General features: G+C 61.9%; 15 protein-coding genes. 7 read left to right on the forward strand and 8 right to left on the reverse strand.

What is annotated here, in order from left to right; translation table 11 throughout:
* Nucleotides 1–181: 181 nt before the first annotated feature.
* From treY to OCA5_RS05225, 6 genes are read right to left on the reverse strand one after another with little or no spacing between them, the layout of a single operon-like run.
* Entirely contained in the window at nt 182–2,971 is a 2,790-nt protein-coding gene (gene treY, locus OCA5_RS05200) for a malto-oligosyltrehalose synthase (RefSeq protein WP_012564201.1), read from the reverse strand.
* On the reverse strand, nt 2,971–4,713 hold the full coding sequence (gene treZ, locus OCA5_RS05205; protein ID WP_012564200.1) for a malto-oligosyltrehalose trehalohydrolase: 1,743 nt from the start codon (nt 4,711–4,713) through the stop codon (nt 2,971–2,973). Before treZ ends, treY begins: the two co-directional genes overlap by 1 nt.
* Nucleotides 4,710–6,791 carry a glycogen debranching protein GlgX gene (glgX, locus tag OCA5_RS05210; protein ID WP_012564199.1) on the reverse strand — a complete coding sequence of 694 codons (2,082 nt, stop codon included), beginning with the start codon at nt 6,789–6,791 and terminating at the stop codon, nt 4,710–4,712. The genes treZ and glgX overlap by 4 nt, the downstream gene beginning before the upstream one ends.
* On the reverse strand, nt 6,791–8,938 hold the full coding sequence (gene glgB / locus OCA5_RS05215; protein ID WP_012564198.1) for a 1,4-alpha-glucan branching protein GlgB: 2,148 nt from the start codon (nt 8,936–8,938) through the stop codon (nt 6,791–6,793). The genes glgX and glgB overlap by 1 nt, the downstream gene beginning before the upstream one ends.
* Nucleotides 8,935–12,219 (reverse strand): maltose alpha-D-glucosyltransferase, encoded by a 3,285-nt coding sequence (gene treS, locus OCA5_RS05220; protein WP_013912908.1) that lies wholly within the window; start codon nt 12,217–12,219, stop codon nt 8,935–8,937. Before treS ends, glgB begins: the two co-directional genes overlap by 4 nt.
* A gap of 10 nt (nt 12,220–12,229) precedes the next feature.
* A complete protein-coding gene (locus OCA5_RS05225) occupies nt 12,230–14,215 on the reverse strand; it encodes an alpha-1,4-glucan--maltose-1-phosphate maltosyltransferase (protein ID WP_013912909.1) in 1,986 nt (661 codons plus the stop codon).
* A gap of 145 nt (nt 14,216–14,360) precedes the next feature.
* Between OCA5_RS05225 and malQ the strand changes: the two genes are divergently transcribed.
* From malQ to OCA5_RS05235, 3 genes are all read left to right on the forward strand, one after another.
* Nucleotides 14,361–16,301, forward strand: coding sequence for a 4-alpha-glucanotransferase (gene malQ / locus OCA5_RS05230; RefSeq protein WP_013912910.1), 1,941 nt, complete (start codon nt 14,361–14,363; stop codon nt 16,299–16,301).
* Between the two features lie 85 nt (nt 16,302–16,386).
* Entirely contained in the window at nt 16,387–16,551 is a 165-nt protein-coding gene (locus tag OCA5_RS18680) for a DUF3309 family protein (protein WP_012564194.1), read from the forward strand.
* A 149-nt stretch (nt 16,552–16,700) separates the two neighbouring features.
* Nucleotides 16,701–17,615 carry a dienelactone hydrolase family protein gene (locus tag OCA5_RS05235; protein ID WP_012564193.1) on the forward strand — a complete coding sequence of 305 codons (915 nt, stop codon included), beginning with the start codon at nt 16,701–16,703 and terminating at the stop codon, nt 17,613–17,615.
* Nucleotides 17,616–17,872: 257 nt separating this feature from the next.
* Here the strand turns inward: OCA5_RS05235 and OCA5_RS05240 are convergent, their stop codons facing one another.
* Entirely contained in the window at nt 17,873–18,115 is a 243-nt protein-coding gene (locus tag OCA5_RS05240) for a DUF2188 domain-containing protein (protein WP_012564192.1), read from the reverse strand.
* 335 nt (nt 18,116–18,450) lie between these two features.
* Between OCA5_RS05240 and OCA5_RS05245 the strand changes: the two genes are divergently transcribed.
* Complete coding sequence (locus OCA5_RS05245) at nt 18,451–18,768, forward strand: hypothetical protein (protein ID WP_013912911.1); 318 nt, start codon at nt 18,451–18,453, stop codon at nt 18,766–18,768.
* On the forward strand, nt 18,768–19,064 hold the full coding sequence (locus tag OCA5_RS05250) for a GIY-YIG nuclease family protein (RefSeq protein WP_012564190.1): 297 nt from the start codon (nt 18,768–18,770) through the stop codon (nt 19,062–19,064). The genes OCA5_RS05245 and OCA5_RS05250 overlap by 1 nt, the downstream gene beginning before the upstream one ends.
* 11 nt (nt 19,065–19,075) lie before the next feature.
* On the opposite strand, the gene OCA5_RS05255 is transcribed toward OCA5_RS05250, so the two are convergent.
* Entirely contained in the window at nt 19,076–19,918 is an 843-nt protein-coding gene (locus OCA5_RS05255) for an AAA family ATPase (RefSeq protein ID WP_012564189.1), read from the reverse strand.
* A gap of 171 nt (nt 19,919–20,089) precedes the next feature.
* On the opposite strand from OCA5_RS05255, the gene OCA5_RS05260 reads away from it, so the two are divergent.
* On the forward strand, nt 20,090–21,265 hold the full coding sequence (locus tag OCA5_RS05260; RefSeq protein WP_013912912.1) for a vWA domain-containing protein: 1,176 nt from the start codon (nt 20,090–20,092) through the stop codon (nt 21,263–21,265).
* A 23-nt stretch (nt 21,266–21,288) separates the two neighbouring features.
* Nucleotides 21,289–21,705: a rhodanese-like domain-containing protein gene (locus OCA5_RS05265; RefSeq protein WP_012564187.1), complete on the forward strand. Its 417-nt coding sequence runs from the start codon at nt 21,289–21,291 to the stop codon at nt 21,703–21,705.
* Nucleotides 21,706–21,708: the final 3 nt, after the last annotated feature.

Raw genomic sequence — 21,708 nt, forward strand, 5'->3', positions numbered from 1 at the left:
AGCGAAACAGATATTTGCAATTTGCAAAACTGCAACCCGGCGTTGGGTTTTCTGCACAACGCAGCGAAAGCTGTGAAGAGCAGGGCAGCCAACCTTTTGGCGAATTGAATTTCGTCAAGCTGTCTCAATAATCGCCGCCGCGGGGGGAGGGAACCGTACCTTTGAGTCGGCACGACGTCCGCTAGGCCGCCCGGCCAGGACCCCGGGCGGCCTTTTCATGTTGCCGCGCGGCCGTTGCTTCGAGGACGGCCACCGGGAGGTTTGCGAACAGCTCGCTCAGGCGCAGTTCGTTTTGGGCGCTTTGACTAACGTGTAGCCCGTCGATCTTGAGCTCGCCGTCGATAGTGCCATGAGGCCACATGCGCCCGCCATCCGTGAAAGGCGCGAACCAGCGCAACACGGCGACGATCACCGCCTGTTTGCGGTAGATGCGTGCAAAGGCGATGACGTGATCGCTGTGCGACCCCGTGACGTCGAGCGGGCGGCTCTCGCCACGCTGGAAGACGTCAGGATAGCGATTGCGCAAGGCGAGGAGATGCGCGGTCCACGCAAGCTTGATGTGCCCATCGGCAGCGTGCGTCATGAGGTTGCGCCATTGCGGCTGTGGCGGCAGGCTTGTGAGTACCTGCGCACGTGCTTTGAAATCAACCGGCCGCCGGTTGTCGGGATCGACCAGTGAGGTGTCCCAGAATTCCGTGCCTTGGTAGAAATCCGGCACGCCCGGCATCATCGTCTTGAGCATCAGTTGCGATAGCGAATTGAGACGACCGATCAGCGAGGCGCGCTGCGCAAACGCGTCGATTGAGGACAGGAAATCGGCGGATTGAGCCGGGTCCAGAATCCGTTCGAGGAAAAGCTCTAGCCCGCGCTCATAAGCAGCGTTCGGATTGAGCCAGGTTGTTTCAAGCTTCGCTTCGCGTGCTGCCTTGATGGCGTAGGCCTTCATGCGCGCGAGAAATGTTGCGTCGATCGCCTCCGGCCATGCGCCGATCAGCGCCTGATAGAGCATGTACTCGAAGGCAGGCGAGGGGGCGCGCAGATTTCCTTCGGTGACGACGTGGGGTGCATTAAGCGCTTTCCACTTGCCGACAAGGCTCGCCCATTCCCCGGACAACTCTGCGAGCGCAAGCAGGCGCGTGCGTGCATCCTCGCCACGCTTGGTGTCGTGCGTGGAAGTCGCCGTCATGCCGTGAGGGAAAGTTTGGGTTCGCTTCTGAAGGGCGGCCTGAAACGCTGTGATGGAAAGGGACGTTGCAGCCGGATTGCCGCCGACCTCGTTCAGTGCCAGCAGGCGATGGTAACGATAGAAGGATGTGTCTTCCAGCGACTTCGCCATCATCGGTCCGGTGAACTGCTGCACCTTGAAGGCAAAGCGGCGGAGGCGGCGGAGGCTGTGCGCCTTGCGGTTTGGCGCAGCGAGATCGAGCGTCAGCGTATCGCGCAGAAAATCGAAAATGCCTTCGTCGGCGCCGAACCAGTCGCGCCGCGCCTTGTCAATCGTTTCACCGATCAGCGTGCGATCCTCCGCTGAAGGTCCGCCTGTCGCGATGTAGGTGCGATAGACCGGAAAGTGCAGAACGAACAGCTCCAGCGCCTGCCGCAGGCTGTCGGCGGAAAAGTCGCGCGTCGTATAATGGCCACCCGCGATGCGCGCGAGCAACCGCGCCAGCACCGTGAACTCGCTTGCGAGCAATGTTTCCATCACGCGCCGCTTGGCGGCCCGAAGAACGGGATCGAGATCCGGCGCGATGTTGCTCGCTTGCCGCCATGTCTCGTCGAGCGTGTCGAGACCTTTGCCGTCGAGCAGCACGCGCGAGATCAGGTTGAGGTGCTCATAGCCGGTTGTGCCGTGAACCCCAGGAAAGTGCGGCAGGTCCTCGTGCTCGCCGAGTATCTTTTCGATCGCCAGATAGAACGCCTCACGCGGCCGGCCGCGCGTATCGCGGATCAGTCGCTGCAGCCTCTGGCAATATTGTGCCGGATCGCGCAGGCCGTCGATGTGATCGAGACGCAGACCCTGAAGTTTGTCTTCGGCAATCAGCTTTCGCACCAGGCCGTGAATGGCGTCGAACGTCGCGGCATTCTCCACGCGCAGACCGGCGAGGCTGTTGACGTCGAAGAAGCGGCGGTAGTTGATTTCGCTGGTCGCAAGCCGCCAATGGGCGAGCCGATAGTGCTGCCGCTCAAGAAGATAATGCAGTGCCTTGATCTGCGCTTCGCGCCCCGCGCCCGCGCGATAGGCCTCCAAGCCGCGCGTGATGACCGCATCAGCTCCCGCGATCGTGCGCAGCGCCGCCTTGAAGGACGGCGCTTCCATGCGGCTCGGGCGGTGAAGGCCGCTGTAGCGAGTAGCCAGATCGAGAATGGCTTGTCCTGTTTCGTTGTCCTCCGCACCGGCCTCGCTGACAGCCGTGCGCAGAATTTCGCTATAGCGTTCCGGTGCGATGGGAAGCCGGTGCTCGTAATACCATGCGGAGAAACTGCCTTCGCCGGCGTCGTACCGAAGCTCGATCTCACCATTCTCCAGCGCGTGGCCGTAGGAACTGCCAAGGATCGGCAGCAGCACGCCGCCTTTGGCGCGAAAGGGCAGCAGATCCCAGTCGATGTCGAAGAACTCCGCATAGGGCGAAGCCTCGCCCCATTCGAGAACGTCGAGCCACCAGCCATTGTCCGCGAAATGCACACCCATGTGGTTCGGCACGAAATCGAGAATGAGGCCGAGCCCGTTGTCTTTCAGAACGGCGCTGAAGCGCGTGAACGCAGCCTCGCCGCCGAGCTCGGGATTGATGGCGTTATGATCGACGATATCGTAGCCGTGCTGGCTATGCGCGCGCGCCTTCAGAAAGGGTGAGGCGTAGACATGGCTGATGCCGAGCGCCTTCAGATAAGGCGCGACAGCGGCGGCATCGTCGAAGGTGAAGTTCTCGTTGAGCTGAAGACGATAGGTTGCAAGCGGGATCGCGGGTGGCATCAGGCGCCCTCCATCGTCCAGCAGACGCGCCATGGTGCGAGCGGGCCGGGCTCTCCCCAGATGAAGCTGTCGCTGTGGACGGTTCGCGCGCTCGGGTAAGTCGAGAGGTTGGCCGTCAGCGTCAGAAGCTCGCCGCCGAGCGACCATGAGGCAAACAGCGTGCCGTCCGACTCGATTCCGGCTTCACCGAAGGTAGCATCGCGTAAATTCGGCACGATCTCGCGCTGACGCACGGCGAGAAGCTTTCGGATGAGCGCATGCCGGCGCTGTCCGTCCGGGCTTTGCAGTTCCTGCCAGTCGAGTTTGGCGCGCGCAAAGGTTGCCTCGGCGAGCGGATCGGGAACGTCGTCACCGAAGGTTTCATACGCCTGTTTGAATTCGCGGCGGCGTCCTTCGCGCACGGCCTGCGCCAGATCGCCGTGGAAATCGCAGAAGAACGGGAAGGGCGTGGTGGCGCCCCATTCCTCGCCCATGAACAGAAGCGGCGGCATCGGTGCGAGCAGCGTGATGGCAAGCGCGGCATCGAGTGCTGCCGGATCGCAGGCGAGCCGGTCGCCGAGGGCACGGTTGCCGATCTGGTCGTGGTTCTGCAGAAAATTGACGAAAGCGGTGGGTGGCAGGTTGCCGCTCGGCTCACCGCGAAATGCGCCTTCCCGATGCAATGATGGCTCGCCCTGATAGGCGAAGCCGGCCTCCAGCGCCCGCACGATGTGCGGCATCGGCGGCTGATAGTCCTGATAATAGCCGAACCTCTCGTCGCTCAGCAGCACATGCCAGGCATGGTGATAGTCGTCATTCCATTGAGCACGATATTTTCCCGCAGGCGGCTCAGTGAGCGGATCGAGCAGGCTGGCGCGATTATCGTCGTTCTCAAGCACGAGATGAATGGTGCGGCCGCTGGTGCGGGCCAGCGCCCCGGCGGCGATGCTGATGTCCCGCAGGAGAAGATCGTCGGCGGTATCGATAGCATGGACGGCGTCGAGCCGGAGCCCGTCGAAGCGATAGTTGCGCAACCAATGCAGGGCGTTTTCGACCGCAAACCCGCGGACTTCCGGCACGCGGTAGTCAATCGCAATGCCCCATGGCGTGTGGGTGCGCGTGAAGAAGGGCGGTGCATAGAGGCCGAGATAATTCCCCTCAGGCCCGAAGTGATTGTAGACCACATCGAGAAACACCATCAGCCCGCGCAGGTGAGCTTCGTCGATCAGCGCCTTGAGGTCGTCGGGCCGGCCGTAGCTTGAATCCGGCGCGTACCACAGCGCGCCGTCATAGCCCCAATTCCAGCGGCCTGGAAAATCCGCAAGCGGCATCAACTCCAGTGCGGTGATGCCGGTCTCGACCAGATGGTCGAGCCTGTCGATCATCGCGCGATAGGTGCCATCGGGTGTGAACGTGCCGACGTGTGTTTCAAGAAAGACCACGTCCTCCCAAGGCCGCCCGCGCCATTCCGTTGCACGCCAGGTGTAACTGCGGTGGTCGATCACTTCGCTCGGGCCGGAAATATCATCCGGCTGGAATGAGGACGCGGGATCGGGGACTTCCATATCGCCGTCGATCCGGAAGCGATAGCGCGCGCCCGCATGAAGGCCTGCGATATCGCATGTGAACCATCCCTCCGGCTCGCGCTGCATCTCGTGCGCCGCATCGCCGAGCATGAGATCGACGCGCTCTGCCGCGGGCGCCCAGAGCCGGAAGGCGACGCCGTCAGATGTCAGGTGAGGGCCAAACGAGAAACCATTCATGCGGCCCCCGCGAATACGAGCACCGAGCGTGGCGGAGCCTCAATCGTCTCGCCGGATGCGCGATTGTCCGGTGATTCCGCTGCCGTGGTGGTGTCGAGCACGCAGGACCATTTGGTGTATTCGTGCAGTTTCGGCAGCGTAAACGTTATCGGCTCCGGCGCGGCGTTCAGCACGATGAACAGCGGCGCCTCGCCGCGCTCCTTCGGGCCGAGCACATAAGAGAGGAAGCGGCCTTCGGGAAAATTCCAGTCGGCTTCCTCCATCTCGTTGCCCTCCGGTGTCAGCCAGAGCACACCGTAACTTCCATCGCCGCGCAGCCCGTTGACCCATTTGCGTGAGCGCAATTGCGAGAAGCGCCCGCGCAGAACGGCAAGTTTGCGGATGAACTCGGTGAGGTCATCGCCATCCTGGCCGGTGCCGTCCCAGTTCACCCAGCCGATCTCGTTGTCCTGGCAATACGCGTTGTTGTTGCCCTGCTGACTGTTGCCGACTTCGTCGCCGGCCAGCAGCAGTGGCACGCCTTGCGCGAGAAACAGGCAGGCGAGCTGGTTCTTGCGCAACTGCTGGCGCAACGCGACGATGGTGGCATCGTCGGTCGGGCCTTCGTGGCCGCAATTGTTGCTGTTGTTGTCATTCGAGCCGTCACGGTTCTCTTCGCCGTTGGCCTCGTTGTGCTTCTCGTTGTAGCTGAACAGGTCCATCAGGGTGAATCCGTCGTGCACCGTGATGTGGTTGATGCTGGCTTGCGGCGTGCGGCCGTCGTGGTTGAACAGGTCCGATGAACCTGTCATGCGGCCGCCCAACTCGCCGAGCAGGTTGCCTTCGCCAGCCCAGTAACGGCGCAACGTCGCGCGGTAGCGATCGTTCCATTCCGACCACTGCGACGGAAACGCGCCGACCTGATAGCCGCCAAGGCCGACATCCCATGGCTCCGCGACAAGCTTCACCGTGGACAGCACCGGGTCCTGCCGCACGGCGGTGAGGAACGCGCCGCCGCGATCGAACCCGTTCGGCCCGCGCCCGAGCGTGGTGGCGAGATCGAAGCGGAAGCCATCGACGTGGCAGACCTCGACCCAGTAGCGTAGTGAATCCATCACCATCTGCAGCACGCGCGGGTGGGTGAGGTTGAGCGAATTGCCGGTGCCGGTGAAGTCGTCGTAATAGCGGAGGTTGTCCGGCTTCAGCCAGTAATAGGAGAGGTTGTCGATGCCGCGGAACGACAGCGTCGGCCCGAGCTGATTGCCCTCCGCGGTGTGATTATAGACGACGTCGAGCATCACCTCGATGCCGGCATCGTGCAGCCGTGCTACGGCGGTGCGGAAGGTATCGAGCGCACTGTTGTTGGCATTGGTGTAGCGTTGCTCCGGCGCGAAGAACGCGATGGAGTTGTAGCCCCAGTAATTGACGAGCTTGCGCTCCACCAGATAGCGGTCGTCGACGAAGCCATGAATCGGCAGAAGTTCGATCGTGGTGACGCCGAGACGCTTGAGGTGATCGACGATGGCGGGGCAGGAGAGCGCCGAGAACGTGCCGCGCAGATGCGGCGGAACGTCTTCCCGTGTCTGGGTCAGCCCCTTGACGTGCGCTTCGTAGATGATCGTGTCCGCCCACGCGATATTGGGACGGATCTCGCGTCGGCCCCAGTTGAAAATCTCATCGACGACTACGGCCTTCGGCACGCCGCGCGCATTGTCGCGGCGGTCGAACGATAAATCCTCGCGCGGGCTTCCGGTACGGTAGCCGAAATGCGCATCGCTCCAGACGAGGCGCCCGGCGAGACGCCGCGCATACGGATCGAGCAGCAGCTTGTGGGCGTTGAAGCGATGGCCTTGCTCGGGCGCGTAGGGGCCGTGGACGCGATAGCCGTAAAGCTGCCCCGGCGACACATCGTTGTGATAGCCGTGCCAGACATCCTCGGTGCGCTCCGGCAGAGCGATGCGTTCGATCTCGCGACGGCCCTGCGCATCGAACAGGCAGAGCTCAACCTTCTGGGCGTGTGCGGAGAACAGCGCGAAGTTGGTGCCGCGGCCGTCCCATGTCGCGCCGAGGCGAGTGTGTATGCCGGCTGACAGGCGCATCAATCACCGTCCGGCACGAGATAAACCGCGGCAAGCGGCGGGATGGTGAGTGACAAGTGCGGCACGAGACCCTCCAGCGTCTCGCGTCCGCCGATGTTGCCGACATTGGTGCCACCGTAATGCGCGGAATCGGAATTGAACACCTCGCGCCATCGGCCGGGGAACGGCACGCGCACGGGATAATCCTGATAGACGTTCGGCGAGAAATTCACCACGACAAGGCAACGCTCACGCGGCGCGTTGCCCTTCCGGACCCAGGCAAACACGTTGCGGTCGGAATCGTTGGTGATGATCCATTCGAAGCCTGCGGGATCGCTATCGAATTCGTGGAGTGCCGGCAGGCTGCGGTAGAGGTGGTTGAGATCGCGCACCAGCGCCTGCACGCCGCGATGGCTGGTCTGATCGAGCAGGTGCCAATCAAGCGAGTGATCGTGATCCCATTCGCGCTGCTGGCCGAACTCAGAGCCCATGAACAGCAGCTTCTTGCCGGGGTGGGCGAACATGAAGGCATAATAGGCGCGCAGGTTGGCGAAGCGCTGCCAGTCGTCGCCGGGCATGCGGCCGAGAATCGAGCGTTTGCCGTGGACCACTTCGTCGTGCGACAGCGGCAAAATGAAATTTTCAGAGAATGCGTAGTGCAAGCCGAACAAAATCTGATCGTGATGATATTTGCGATGGATTGGGTCCTTGCTGATGTAGTTCAGCGTGTCGTGCATCCAGCCCATATTCCATTTGTAGCCGAAGCCGAGACCGCCGAATTCCACGGGACGCGAGACTTGCGGCCAGGCGGTCGATTCTTCAGCGGCCGTCGTCGCGTGTGGAAATTTTCCGAACACTTCGGTGTTGAAGCGGCGCAGGAAGGCGATGGCCTCGAGGTTTTCGCGGCCGCCGTACTTGTTCGGAATCCAGCCACCGGCCGGGCGGCTGTAATCAAGATAAAGCATGGACGCGACGGCATCGACGCGCAGGCCGTCCACGCCGTAGCGCTCGAGCCAGAACAGCGCATTTGAAATGAGGAAGTTCGTGACTTCCGTGCGACCGTAATTGTAGATCAGCGTGCCCCAGTCGAGGTGGCGGCCTTGCAGCGGATTGGCGTGCTCGTAAAGCGCGGTGCCGTCGAAATGGCCGAGGCCATGACGATCGTCGGGGAAATGCCCCGGCACCCAGTCGAGCAGCACGGCAAGCCCTTCGGCGTGGCAGGCCTCGATGAGAGCAGCAAAATCCTCCGGCGGACCAAAGCGGCTGGTCGGCGCGAACAGGCCGGTCGGCTGATAACCCCACGAACCGTCGAAGGGATGTTCACTGACGGGAAGCAACTCGACATGGGTGAAGCCCATCTCGCGCACATATTTCGGCAGCGTCTCGGCAAGCTCGCGATAGGTCAGCCATTCATTGCCGTTCTTCCGGCGCCATGAGCCGAGGTGCACCTCATAGATCGAGATCGGAGAGCTGAGTGCGTTGGCCTGCGGCGGAGCCCGCAGCTTCGGCGACAAGGTGCGTTCGTCGAAAACGATCGAGGCCGTGTTCGGCCGGATCTCGGCCTGAAAGGCGATGGGGTCGGCCTTGAGCGGCAGCGGTTCGCCATGCGGGCCCGAGATATCGAACTTGTAACGGCTGCCAATGGCGACGCCAGGAATAAAGATTTCCCAATAACCATTGCCGCGCACGCGCATGGCGTGCGGGCGGTTGTCCCAGAAATTGAAGTCACCGACCACGCTGACGCGTTTTGCATTCGGCGCGAACACCACGAAGGCAACGCCGTGCACACCCTCCATCGTCATCGGGTGCGCGCCGAGCTTGTCGTAGAGCTCCTGATGACGGCCTTCACCGAGCAGATAGAGATCGAAATCAGTCAGCACCGGCGGAAAACGATAGGGGTCATGCAGCTCCACGACGTTGTCGCCGTAGTTTGCGCGCAGCCGATAGGCGCCGACTTCTCTCGGGAGCGAGCCCTCGAACAAGCCCGCGTCATGCAGGCGCGACAGCTCGGCGCGATGGCCGTTGTCGTCGATCGCTTCGACCTGCGAGGCATGAGGCAGGAAGGCGCGCACCACGCTGCGGTCGCCTTCCGGATGCAGGCCGAGATAGTGAAACGGATCGGAATGGCGGCCTTCGAGAATGGCGTAGGCTTCGGCGGGCAATGTCATGTCGCCACCTCCGTTTCGCTTGCGAGGAGGCGCAGCGCGCCGTCGAGCGGGATGCCGAGCCAGTCCGGACGATGTCCCAATTCGTATTCGATTTCGTAGAACACCTTCTCCAGGAGGAAAAATTTCAAGAGCCGATCCGCGGCAAGTGGATTGGAAGGCCACAGCCGCGGATCGGTTGTGTGCTCGCGATAGGCATCGATGAAGGTGATCGTTGAAATGTCGCGCCAGCCTTCAAGTTCCTCGGCGATTTCGCCATTCTCATCGGGCGCCGCCGCGCGGGCGCGCAACAGCGCTGCGCCTGCGGCGTAATCGATCGACCGCACAAGCCCCGCGATGTCGCGTGCCGCGGGTGCCTTGCGCCGGCGCTCGGCGAGCGAGCGGCGCGGCTCGCCTTCGAAATCGATGATCTGGATATCGTCGGAGGCGACGAGCAACTGCCCGAGGTGAAGATCGCCGTGGTGGCGGACCTTGAGAATGTCCTTCGGCTTTGGAAGCAGTGTATCGATCAGCCCTGAGAGGTCGGCGCGATAGGCGAGAAGCGCCTCGATCGGCTTGCGGTCTCGCTCCTCCAGCCGCGGCAGATAATTCTGCAGAGCCTCCAGCACGCGCGTGGTGCTGGCATGCAGCGCATTGCGCCATACCTGCAGGTCTTCGGCGGTTGCCGCCTCGGGTGCGAAATCGAGAATGTCGCTGCGGCTTGCGAGCGCTGTCTGCATCTCGGCGACGCGCCGCCCGGCTTGCGTCATGTAGCGGAGATAATTGCTCTGCTCCGCGCGCTCCATGTCCTTCTGCTCGACGCTGAGCAGGCGCCGTTCCTCGACGAAACGATCGAGATAATTCGCCGTCACCGCCCATGCGTCGCCCTGGTTCGGAATCAGACGATGGATGATCGCTACGGCCGAGCGCTTGTCGCCTTCTTCAAGCTCCACGCTGCCGAGCAACTCCGGCGTGTTGGCGAAGCCCGCAACCTCGGTGAGGAAGCGGCCCATCTCGATTTCCGGATTGATGCCGGCTTCAAGCCGCCGGTAAATCTTCACGACAAAAGATTCGTCGACGAGACTCGTGCTGTTGGATTGCTCGGTCTGAACGGCATGGACGTTTTCAATCTCGATGTCGGGCTGTTCAAGGAATTTTTCGGTCGGTTCAAACAGCAGCCGGTCGGTGCCGTTGGTCGTGACGCGGTGATGGCGCAAATTATCGAGCAGCAGCATGATGAACTGCTTGTCGGTTGCGATATCGAACAGTGTGCCTTCGCGCGAGGCCTGACGGACAGCGGCAAGGGCTGTCGGATTGCTGCGCTCGCGGTCGAACCGCACCCAGTCCACCCGGATCGGCAGCGCGTAGCGGTGGATCTGGCCATGCAGCGGCGATTCGAGGATCGCCAGCCATGACGTCGGCCCTTCTTCTTCAAACGGAACAGCCGACGTGACCTTGGTGATGATCGCGTAGGAGGAGCGCTGCGGAAACCAGCGCGTGCGCGCTAGGTGCGCGGGCAGGACGTCGCGTTCGAAAATATGTCGCGTCCGCTCGAGTGTGACCCAGGTCGAGCCCGCGGGCACGACAAGCGTCTCGAATTCAGGGAATGGCTCTTCCTTCGAAGCCTCCGGTGGCTTCTCAAGAAGTTTGAACCAATAGAAGCCATAAGGCGCGAGCGTGATGAGATAAGGAAGTTCGCCGATCGGCGGGAATGTCGTGCGGCCAAGCATTTCCAGCGGCACGCGATCCTTCCACGGTGCGAGGTTGAGTTCGGTCGCCTGCGCCGAGCGCGACAGGTTGGCGATGCAGAGGATGATCTCATCCTCATATTGTCGAATATAGGCGACGGTCGCCCGGTTGCTGGGGCGGATGAAGGTGATGCCGCCGCGCCCGAACGCCTTGCTGGTCTTGCGCACCGAAATCAGCCGCTTGGTCCAGCTCAGCAGCGACGACAGGCTGCGCGATTGCGCTTCCACGTTGACGGATTCATAGCCGTAGACCGGGTCCATGATCGGAGGCGCATAGAGCCGCGCGGGATCGGAGCGTGAGAATCCGCCGTTCCTGTCCGGCGTCCATTGCATCGGCGTGCGCACGCCGTTGCGGTCGCCGAGATAGATGTTGTCGCCCATCCCGATCTCGTCGCCGTAATAGATGATCGGCGTGCCGGGAAACGAGAACAGCAGCGAGTTCATCAGTTCGATCTTGCGACGATCGTTGTCCATCAACGGCGCGAGGCGGCGGCGGATGCCGACATTGATGCGCGCGCGCGGGTCGTTCGCATAAGTCGACCACAGATAATCGCGCTCGACATCGGTGACCATTTCGAGCGTGAGCTCGTCGTGGTTGCGCAGGAACAGCGCCCACTGGCAGCTCGACGGAATGTCGGGCGTCTGGCGCAGAATATCGGTGACAGGGAAACGATCTTCCTGCGCGATGGCCATGTAGAAGCGCGGCATCAGCGGGAAGTGGTAAGCCATGTGGCATTCGTCGCTGTCGCCGAAATAGTGCTGCACATCCTCCGGCCACTGGTTGGCTTCAGCGAGCAATACCTTGCCCTTAGCGTAGGCGTCGAGTTCGGCGCGCAGATGCTTGATGATGGCGTGCGTCTCGGGAAGGTTCTCGTTATTGGTGCCTTCGCGCTCGCAAAGATAAGGAATCGCGTCGAGCCGGAAACCGTCGACACCGGTGTCGAGCCAGCGCTTCATCACCTGCACGACGGCGCTGACGACGCGCGGGTTGTCGAAATTCAAATCCGGCTGATGCGAGAAGAAGCGGTGCCAGTAATAGGCGCCGGCTTCCGCGTCCCAGGTCCAGTTCGATTTCTCGGTGTCGGTAAAGATGATCCGCGTATCGAGATATTTCTGGTCGGTCTTGCTCCACACGTACCAATTGCGCGCGCTGGAGCCGGCATGGCTTCGCCGCGCCCGCTTGAACCATGGGTGCTGATCGGAGGTGTGGTTGATGACGAGCTCGGTGATGACGCGAAGCCCGCGCCGCTTCGCCTCGGTGATGAAGCGGCGGAAATCCTTCATCGTGCCGAAATCGGGATTGATCGCGCCGTAGTCGGCGATGTCGTAGCCGTCGTCGCGCCCTGGCGAGGGATAGAACGGCAACAGCCACAGGCAGGTGACGCCGAGATCCTGCAGATAATCGAGTTTCTCGGTGAGGCCCGCGAAGTCACCGATGCCGTCATTGTTGCTGTCGGCGAATGCCTTCACATGCAACTGATAGATGATCGCATCTTTGTACCAGAGTTCGTCGGTTTCGGTCTGCTGGCTTTTGGCAATGGAGGTCATGACGTTCATGGCGCGCACCTCACGCCAGGCAGCGGAAGAGGGCGGCGGGATCGCGCGCGGGATCGAGGCGCAGGCGAATGCCGCCCCATTCCACGCCGTGCCGCTCACCGGTCACGATATTCTCGAGCGCCACCACCGGCACAAGCTCGGTGCCGTGTCGCACGTTGATGCCGCCAAGCGGAAGCCAGATCTCGCGCGGCTCGGGCGCTATGGCGATGGCACCGGCGATGACATTCGTCTCGTCGGCGGTCGATTTGCTGAAGCCGATGACGTGGTCGTCATCGACGTTCAGGAAATCGAGGCGGGCCGTCTGGCGCAGCGCCGGGTTGGCGCGCCGCGCGGCGTTGAGATTTCGAATGTAGTCCTTGATGTTGCCCGGCGCATTCCAGTCGCGGGTCTTGATCTCGTACTTCTCGGAGTTGAGATATTCTTCTTTCCCCGGGATCGGCTCGTGCTCAAGCAGTTCGAAGCCATTATAAATGCCGTAGGACGCCGACAACATTGCAGCGAGCGCCACGCGCGATTTGAACATCCACGGCTCGCCGCCCTGCAGGTGATACGGCAGAATGTCCGGCGTGTTGACGAAGAAGTTCGGCCGGTAATATTCACGCTCCGGATAGTCCGTGAGCTCGCGCAGGTATTCCTGCATCTCCCATTTCCCCGTGCGCCAGGTGAAATAGGTGTAGGACTGCGAGAAGCCGAGCTTGGCGAGACCTTTCATCAGCTTCGGCCGGGTAAAAGCCTCCGCGAGGAAAATGACGTTCGGGTGATGAAGCTGGGTGTCCTTGATGAGCCATTCCCAGAACGGAAACGGCTTGGTGTGCGGATTATCCACGCGGAAAATCTCGACCCCCTGATCGATCCAGAACCGGATGACGTCACGCAGCGCGCGCCATAGTGCGTCCGCATCGTCGCAGTCGAAATCCGGATTGTGAATGTCTTCATATTTCTTCGGCGGATTTTCCGCGTAGCGCATGGTGCCGTCGGGCCGGCGCTTAAACCAGTTCGGATGGTTCTTCAGCCACGGATGATCGGGCGAGCACTGCACAGCGAAATCGAGCGCGATTTCGAGGCCGTTGGCCTTCGCCGCGCGCACGAGATTGCGGAAATCATCCAGCGTGCCGAGCTCGGGATGAATGGCGTCGTGCCCGCCGCTTTCGTCTCCGATCGCATAAGGTGAGCCTGGATCGCCGGGCTCTGCCTTTAGCGCGTTGTTGCGGCCCTTGCGGTTGGTGTGGCCGATCGGATGGATTGGCGTGAAATAGAGAACGTCGAAACCCATCGATGCGACATCGGGTAGCCGCGCAATACAATCGCGGAAGGTGCCGTGCTGGCCCGGCACCGTGCTCTGGCTGCGCGGGATCATCTCGTACCAGGCGCCCTCGATGGCGCGGGCGCGGTCGGCCATCAGCGGAAACGGTTTTGAGCGGGTGAGGTCCGTACGCGGCTGGCTCACGGCCATCGCCTGTACGACGTCGTCGCTGAGAAGCGGGGTGATGTCGCCCTTCTGCAGAAACGCTTCGCAGGCGGTCCCGATGATCGACGCCGTCTCCTTGTTGGGCGGCTCGGCCTTGGTCATCATCGCCGCGCCTTCGAGCGCGTCGAGCGAGACGTCCTGCCCGGCGTCGAGCTTGGCGATCGCGCCGTGGCGCCAGGTCGCAAACGCATCCGTCCATGCTTCGATGACGTACACATGACGGCCCACAGCCTGCGGCGTGAACGTACCGGTCCAGCGGTCATTATTATGGAGGTGCATCGGCGTGCGCTGCCATTCGCGTGCGGTTTCAAGCCTCCACAGCAAAGCTGCTGCCACAATGTCGTGTCCGCCGCGAAAAATGTCGGCCCAGACCTCGATCGGTTCGCCCGCAAGGCGTTTCACCGGGAAGCGCCCGCCATCAATGCAAGGATAGACATCCTCGATATGGAAAACGCTGCGGCCGGGTGAATCTGTCGAGGAAAAGCCCAATTGATTTTCAACTGTTTTCATGGGCGGAAGCACGGACATCCGGGAGCGCCTTGTCGAAATAGAGGTGATGTCCTCTGACAATGGCGCAGGCGGTGATTGGTTCCATCGGAACGGATTGAAGCGTGGGGCGTTTGCCGTAAGGACGAACTATGTGTGAGGTTCGCTCTTATTCCGATGAGGCAGCATGGATTTGCCCGAGAAAATGTCCCGATACGGGATTGAGACAAGTTTTATCGACGGCAAAGGCCACACCCACACAATCGACGAGCAGACTTTCCATCGGATTGCGGATGCTCTGGGCCCTACGCCTGCGGGGCCAGCGCCTGTTATTTTTCGGACTGTGAATGGCGTGGAGAAAAATGATCTTGTCGCAAGGCTGTCACACCTCCCGGCATGGCGCGTGTGTGATGCGAATGGCGACGTACTCGCCTCTGAGATGGATGGCGTCTCGGGTGAAAGCGACCTTCCCTTCGGCGTCTATCGTCTGCAAGACAGCGACGCTGGCGAGCGATCGCTGATTATTGCGCCCGAGCACGCTTATGAAGGTGCGTTCGATCGCCGATGGATTCTGTCGGTGCAGCTCTACGGCGTGCGCTCGGAGCGCAACTGGGGCATCGGCGATTTTTCCGATCTGCAAACGCTGCTGCGTTGGTCCGCGACGTGTGGCGCGGCGGGAGTTGGCCTCAATCCGTTGCATGCGTTGTTTGACGATGAAGGCGACGATTGCAGTCCGTATGCGCCGAACAGTCGCCTGTTCCTGAATTCGATCTACATCGACGTCGCGGCGCTGCCGGAATTGCCGGAGAATTTTGCGACCGAGCATGCGGCAGAGATCGAGCGGCTGCGGAATGCCGAGTTCGTCGATTATGCCGGCGTCGCGGCGCTAAAGCAGCGTGCGCTGAGGCTCGCGTTCGCGCAGTTCAACAAATGGACGACGCTGAAGCGCCGCGCGGCGTTCGATGCGTTTCGCGAGCGCGGTGGCGCGACGCTGGCGCGGTTTGCCTCCTTCGAAGCGCTGCGGCGGAAATACAAGATCGCCTGGTGGGATTGGCCTGAGCCATGGCGCGCGCCGGATGACGATGCGTTGGCAGATCTGCGCCGTGGCGAAGATGCGGATGCTGTTGCGTTTGCCGAATTCGTGCAGTGGTGCGCGCACGAGCAATTGCAGGCGTGTGTCGATCTTGCCCGCGCGCTCGATCTGCCGGTCGGGCTTTATCTCGATATCGCCGTCGGCGTGAGAGCCGGCGGGTTCGACGCGTGGGCCGAGCAGAGCGCGATCACCCGCCTCCTCTCGGTCGGTGCGCCGCCGGACCAGCTCAACACCGCGGGGCAGGATTGGGGGCTCGCCGGCTTCAACCCGGCAGGGCTTGCCGCGAATGGCTTTGCGCCGTTTCGGAGGATGCTGGCGGCGTCGATGCGCTATGCCGGCGCGGTGCGGCTCGATCATGTGCTGGGGCTGAACCGGATCTATGTCGTTCCGGAAGGTGCCGCGCCGGATGGTGGCGCCTACATCCGCATGCCGTTCGAGGCAATGCTTGCGAGTGTCGCGATCGAGAGCGTCAGCCATCGCTGCATCGTCATCGGTGAGGACCTCGGGACGGTGCCGGATGGCTTTCGCGAAAATCTCGCCGATTGGGCGATCTGGTCCTATCGGGTGATGATGTTCGAGCGTGGTGCGGATGGCGGGTTCGTCGCGCCCGAGCATTATCCCGCGCGAGCGCTCGTCACCTTCAGCACGCATGATCTCGCAACCTATGCGGGCTGGCGGCAGGGGCACGACGTCGCGCTGAAGGAAGAGATTGGCATCAATCCGGGCGAGAGCGGGCGGGAGCGGGAGAATGCCGTCTCCGCGCTCGACGCCGCGCTTGGGCAGGCAGGAGAGTCCGGTGCCGATTTCAGCGCGGTGCTGAGCACTCTTGCTTGCACGCCGTCGCGTTTGTTGGGCGTCGCGATCGAGGATCTTCTCGGCGTCGTCGATCAGGCCAATGTGCCGGGCACGATGCATGAGCACCCGAACTGGCGGCGCAAGCTGCCGGTACCGATCGAGGCGTGGGATCGCGCCATAGATAAAGACGCCATCCAGCGTGCTCTGGAATTGCGGATTGTATCGCACGAACCGGCCTGATGTGGCCGCCCGGCGCCGGTTGCGTGACGGGAACCAAATTTTCCGCGACCCGTTGGGGTGACGTCACGGGATCGAGGAGCATCAAATGTCCATCGGCACGATTATTCTGATCATCCTGATTATTGCATTGCTCGGCGGGTTCAGCGGTATCGGCGGCGGCCCATTTTACGGCACCGGTTATTACGGCGGCGGCGGCCTCGGCCTGATCATCGTCATCCTGCTGATCCTTATCCTGATGGGCCGTATCTGACGCCCGCCGGATCTGCAAAAGCCCGCCCTCCGGCGGGCTTTTTGTTTGGGAGAAGGGAGCTGCGCGATCACCTCGCAGCCGGGTGATTTGCCAAGCCCCGCCCGTGCCCCTAGCCTGCGCGCGAACCTGACAGGCGATCTGGAGGCTACATGACGATGGATTCGCGGGCGCAACAGAGTATGGACGACGAGACTCTCACCTCGGATGAGATGGGCCTCACCCGCATCTCTCCTTTGTCGCGGCGCGGTTTCATGACGGCGTCGGCGGCCGTTGCCGCGGGATACACGCTCGCCGCGGGCCCGGTTCGCGCCGATGTCATCGTAACGGACGAGACGGGACTCGAGACCGGCAATGCCACGATCAAGGTGATGGGCGGCGACATGCCGGGTTATTTCGCGCGGCCCAAGGGCGTACCAAACCCGCCCATCGTACTGGTAGCGATGGAGGTGTTCGGCCTGCATGAATACATCAAGGACGTGACGCGCCGCCTCGGCAAGCTCGGCGCGTTCGCCGTCGCGCCCGACTATTACTTCCGTGCCGGTACCGATCTCACCAGGATCAAGGACATTCCGCAGCTCATGCCGATCGTCAACGCGAAAGCGGACAGCGAGCTGTTGTCCGATCTCGATGCGACGGCGGCGTGGGCAGTCTCACAGGGCGGTGACGGCAACCGTCTCGGCATCATCGGCTTCTGTCGGGGTGGCCGCGCCGTATGGGAATATGCCGCGCATAGCACGCAGTTGAAGGCGGGCGTTGCGTTCTACGGTTCGCTCGTCGATCCGCCGAATCCGCTCTGGCCAAAAAGCCCGACGCAACTCGCGGGCGAGATGAAGGCGCCGGTACTGGGTCTTTATGGCGCGGAGGATCAGGGCATCCCGGTCGCGCAGGTCGATGCGATGAAGGCAGCACTCGCCGCGGCCGGCAAGACCGCGGAATTCCGCATCTTCCCCGGCGCGCCGCATGGCTTCCACGCGGACTACCGGCCGAGCTATCGCAAGGAGCCGGCGGAGCAGGCGTGGGCCGACATGCAGGCCTGGTTCAAGAAGTACAACGTGCTGGGCTGATCCCTATCTGCCGACTCGGCCGCATATTTTGACGAAAACAAACGTCATTTCTTCACCTCCCCCCGTCGGGGGGAAGTCGACGCGCGAAGCGCGGCGGGTGAGGGGGCTTAGATATCAATCGAGGCATTTAAAGCCCCTCACCCCAACCCTCTCCCCAACGGGGGAGAGGGAGCCTCAAACGGGAGAGAAGGAATGTACGCGGCTATTGTGCCGCTACATCCTCTGATCATGAATCGCCGCAGCCGGTTCGTCCGCCGCTACTCGTCGGAGACCTCGGTTGTGGGGCGGTCGCTGCCGCGCGCCGTCTCCTCGTGCCAGTGCCCTTCGGAATCCTCGTACTGGATCACTTCGGTCCGGCCCGGCACGCGCTGCTCGGTGGCGACAGCCACGGCTGCGTCATAGGCAGCCTTGCGGCTCGGGAAGGTTTCGGAAAACACGCCGTTGAATTTGTACGCCCAGCCGCCGTCGTGCTCGACGATCTGATAGACGACCTTGATCATGGCCTCGCCTCTCGTGTTCCCGATGTTCTCTCCAACGCACTGCCACCTCGCCGGGTTCGCGGTGCGACCCGGCCCTTCAATGGAGATGGGGCGGGGCGCGGGCTTCTCAACACCCGCGTTAAGACTTTTGCGTCGCAGGCGTAGGAAAACGGAGTTGCGGGGCGTGTGAATAGAGGCGGAAGAGAGCAGACGACACCACATCTTGTTGGGAACGAAACCAGTCGTGATATGAATCGCTGATTCGGACGCGGTTCGTTCCGGGCGTGTTCCGAGAGTTAAAGCAGGCTCATCTGGCTGTCGCAAAATGGGGCACCACGCCTCAACGAAGGAGCATGATGATGTGGAAATCGAGCGCGGTGTTCGCGATGGTGATGCTCGCAGGGCAGGCGATGGCGCAGGATGTCGTCGGCATTGAAATCTGCACCGCCGAGAAAACCATGGAGCGGCGCACGAGCTGCCTGCAAAGCAATGTGAATTTCCTGATGCGCACGCTCTCGAAACAGGCGCAGGCGCATCAGCAGAAGATTGATGCCGCCAATCGGCAGATCGATGCATTGAAAGCAGCCGTGGTGAGCCTGCAGACCAAGGTCGGCAAACTGGAAGCGGCGGCCGCGCCGCCAGCACCTAAGCCGAAGGAGCCGGCTGCGAAATAATGAGCGATGCGCTACAGAAGTGCGACGCGCCGCAAGACGCCTGTTTCGTCTATGTGCTCGGCTGCCTGCACAAGGGCCGCACCACCACCTATGTCGGCTGGACCAACGATGTCGCGCGCAGGCTCGCCCGCCATAATGCTGGCACCGGTGCACGCTCCACGCGCGGGCGAACCTGGGTGCTGTTGCATGTCGAGACGTTCGCAACACGCAACGAGGCGATGAGCCGCGAGTGGCATTTGAAACGCGACCGCGCCTTCCGCAAGCTGCTTGCGCAGGGCGTTGCCGCTTTGGCCTGAGCGAGGCGGGCTCAGCTTTCCCGGCGGCTGAGAAACGCGACGCGCTCGAACAGGTGGACGTCCTGTTCGTTCTTCAGCAGCGCGCCGTGCAGCGGCGGGATCACCTTGCGCGGATCGCTCTCGCGTAAAGTGTCAGGCGAGATGTCTTCGTTGAGAAGAAGCTTCAGCCAGTCCAATAACTCGGAGGTCGAGGGCTTTTTCTTCAGCCCCGGAATGTCGCGCAGGTCGAAGAACAGCCGCAGCGCTTCGTCGACAAGCTGCTGCTTGATGCCCGGAAAGTGCACCTCGACGATCGCCTTCATGGTCTCGGTGTCGGGGAATTTGATGTAGTGGAAGAAGCAGCGGCGCAGGAAGGCGTCGGGCAGCTCTTTCTCGTTGTTCGAGGTGATGACGATTATCGGCCGCTGACGCGCCTTGATGGTCTCGCCGGTCTCGTAAACATGGAATTCCATGCGGTCGAGTTCGAGCAGCAGGTCGTTCGGGAATTCGATATCGGCTTTGTCGATCTCGTCGATCAACAGCACCGGCCGCTCGGCGTGGGTGAACGCCTCCCACAATTTTCCGCGCTTGATGTAATTGGCGATGTCGGAGACGCGCGGGTCGCCGAGTTGGCTGTCGCGCAGGCGCGACACGGCGTCGTATTCGTAAAGACCCTGCTGCGCCTTGGTGGTGGATTTGACGTGCCATGTGATCAGCGGCGCATTCACCCCGCGCGCGATCTCTTCGGCGAGCACGGTCTTGCCGGTGCCGGGCTCTCCCTTCACGAGAAGCGGGCGCTGCAGGAAGATGGCGGCGTTGACCGCGAGCTTGAGGTCTTCCGTCGCGACGTAATTTTCAGTGCCGGTAAATTGCATGACGTCCGTTCAGGGTCGGGGTGGTGGCGCGCTTGCTTTGTTATGAAAGCGGCTTCCTAAGCCTTTTTGCAGGGCATCCGCAATGTAAGCGAAATGAGGCTGCCGTAAAGCGCAAAACCCGATGCCACGGCTGCGCTTGACGGACACCCTGCCGTGCGCGAACCTCATGCGATGTTTCTGAAATTCTTCACATCGTTGCGACAGGCGCATGTGCCGGTCACACTGCGCGAGTACCTCACGCTAATGGAGGCGCTCGACGCGGGTTTGGCCGGGCACAATGTGGAGAATTTCTATTACCTGTCGCGCGCTGCGCTGGTGAAGGACGAACGCAATCTCGACAAGTTCGACCGGGTGTTCGGTGAAACCTTCAAGGGACTGGAGTCGCTTGCGGACGCGGTGGATGAGACCGCCATTCCGTCCGAATGGCTGAAGAAGCTCACCGAGAAATACTTAAGCGACGAAGAGAAGGCGAAGCTCGAAGAGCTCGGCTGGAACAAGCTGATGGAGACGCTGCGCCAGCGGCTGGAGGAGCAGAAGAAACGCCATCAGGGCGGCAGCAAGTGGATCGGCACGGGCGGCACCTCGCCGTTCGGCGCCTATGGCTACAACCCCGCCGGCATCCGCATCGGGCAGGACGGCAACCGCAACTTCCGCGCGGTGAAAGTGTGGGACCGCCGCGAGTTCAAGGATCTCGATGGCGATGTCGAACTCGGCGTGCGCAACATCAAGGTGGCGCTGCGCCGGCTGCGCAAGTTCGCTCGCACCGGCGCCGCCGAAGAACTCGATCTCGATACCACCATCAAGCAATCCGCCAATCGCGGTTATCTCGATGTGCATCTGCGCCCCGAGCGGCACAACGCAGTCAAGGTGCTGCTGTTCTTCGACATCGGCGGATCGATGGATGCGTATGTCGCGCAGGTCGAGGAATTGTTTTCGGCGGCGCGGACCGAGTTCAAGCACATGGAGTATTTCTACTTCCACAACTGCCTCTACGAGAGCGTGTGGAAGAACAACCGCCGCCGCTTCAACGAGCGGACCCCGACCTGGGACGTGCTGCACAAATATCCGTCCGACTATAAAGTGATCTTCGTCGGCGATGCCGCGATGAGCCCGTATGAAATCGCGGTGCCGGGCGGCTCGGTCGAGCACGTCAATGCCGAGCCCGGCGCGGTCTGGCTGCAGCGGGTGGTGCAGACTTATCCGAACGTCGTCTGGCTCAATCCCGAACAACGCCGATATTGGGATTATTCGGAATCCACCACCATGATCCGGTCGTTGTTTGAAGGTCGAATGTATCCGCTGACGCTGGAAGGCCTCGACGAGGCGATCCGCGAGCTTGCGCGATAGCATTGCTTTTATCGGGAGGTTGTATGGCTCAGACGATCCACCGCGGCATCAAGACGCTGCTCGAAGAGGCGAACCGCGAGGTCGAGACGATCAAGGCGAAGGACCTGATGGCGGCGTTGAAAGACGATCATCTCGTCATCGTCGATCTGCGCGATCCGCGCGAGCTTGAGCGGGAAGGGCGCATCCCCGGCGCCTTCCATTGCCCGCGCGGCATGCTGGAATTCTGGATCGATCCCGAAAGCCCTTATGCCAAGCCGGTGTTTCAGCAGAACAGGAAATTTGTATTTCACTGCGCCTCCGGCTGGCGCTCGGCGCTGGCCGCCAAGACCGCGCAGGACATGGGGCTGAAGCCGGTCGCCCATCTCGAAGGCGGCTTCACGGCGTGGCGTGAGGCGGGCGGACCGATCGAGAAGGTCGAGCCGCGCAAGCCGAAAGAGTGAGTG

The organism is Afipia carboxidovorans OM5, from assembly GCF_000218565.1.
Lineage (GTDB): Bacteria > Pseudomonadota > Alphaproteobacteria > Rhizobiales > Xanthobacteraceae > Afipia > Afipia carboxidovorans.

Bases quoted from the DNA above. Each gene is read 5' to 3' on its own strand.
- treY (WP_012564201.1), bottom strand. From the start codon at position 2,971: ATGCCACCCGCGATCCCGCTTGCAACCTATCGTCTTCAGCTCAACGAG.
- treZ (WP_012564200.1), bottom strand. From the start codon at position 4,713: ATGAATGGTTTCTCGTTTGGCCCTCACCTGACATCTGACGGCGTCGCC.
- glgX (WP_012564199.1), bottom strand. From the start codon at position 6,791: ATGCGCCTGTCAGCCGGCATACACACTCGCCTCGGCGCGACATGGGAC.
- glgB (WP_012564198.1), bottom strand. From the start codon at position 8,938: ATGACATTGCCCGCCGAAGCCTACGCCATTCTCGAAGGCCGCCATTCC.
- treS (WP_013912908.1), bottom strand. From the start codon at position 12,219: ATGAACGTCATGACCTCCATTGCCAAAAGCCAGCAGACCGAAACCGAC.
- OCA5_RS05225 (WP_013912909.1), bottom strand. From the start codon at position 14,215: ATGTCCGTGCTTCCGCCCATGAAAACAGTTGAAAATCAATTGGGCTTT.
- malQ (WP_013912910.1), top strand. From the start codon at position 14,361: ATGGATTTGCCCGAGAAAATGTCCCGATACGGGATTGAGACAAGTTTT.
- OCA5_RS18680 (WP_012564194.1), top strand. From the start codon at position 16,387: ATGTCCATCGGCACGATTATTCTGATCATCCTGATTATTGCATTGCTC.
- OCA5_RS05235 (WP_012564193.1), top strand. From the start codon at position 16,701: ATGACGATGGATTCGCGGGCGCAACAGAGTATGGACGACGAGACTCTC.
- OCA5_RS05240 (WP_012564192.1), bottom strand. From the start codon at position 18,115: ATGATCAAGGTCGTCTATCAGATCGTCGAGCACGACGGCGGCTGGGCG.
- OCA5_RS05245 (WP_013912911.1), top strand. From the start codon at position 18,451: ATGATGTGGAAATCGAGCGCGGTGTTCGCGATGGTGATGCTCGCAGGG.
- OCA5_RS05250 (WP_012564190.1), top strand. From the start codon at position 18,768: ATGAGCGATGCGCTACAGAAGTGCGACGCGCCGCAAGACGCCTGTTTC.
- OCA5_RS05255 (WP_012564189.1), bottom strand. From the start codon at position 19,918: ATGCAATTTACCGGCACTGAAAATTACGTCGCGACGGAAGACCTCAAG.
- OCA5_RS05260 (WP_013912912.1), top strand. From the start codon at position 20,090: ATGTTTCTGAAATTCTTCACATCGTTGCGACAGGCGCATGTGCCGGTC.
- OCA5_RS05265 (WP_012564187.1), top strand. From the start codon at position 21,289: ATGGCTCAGACGATCCACCGCGGCATCAAGACGCTGCTCGAAGAGGCG.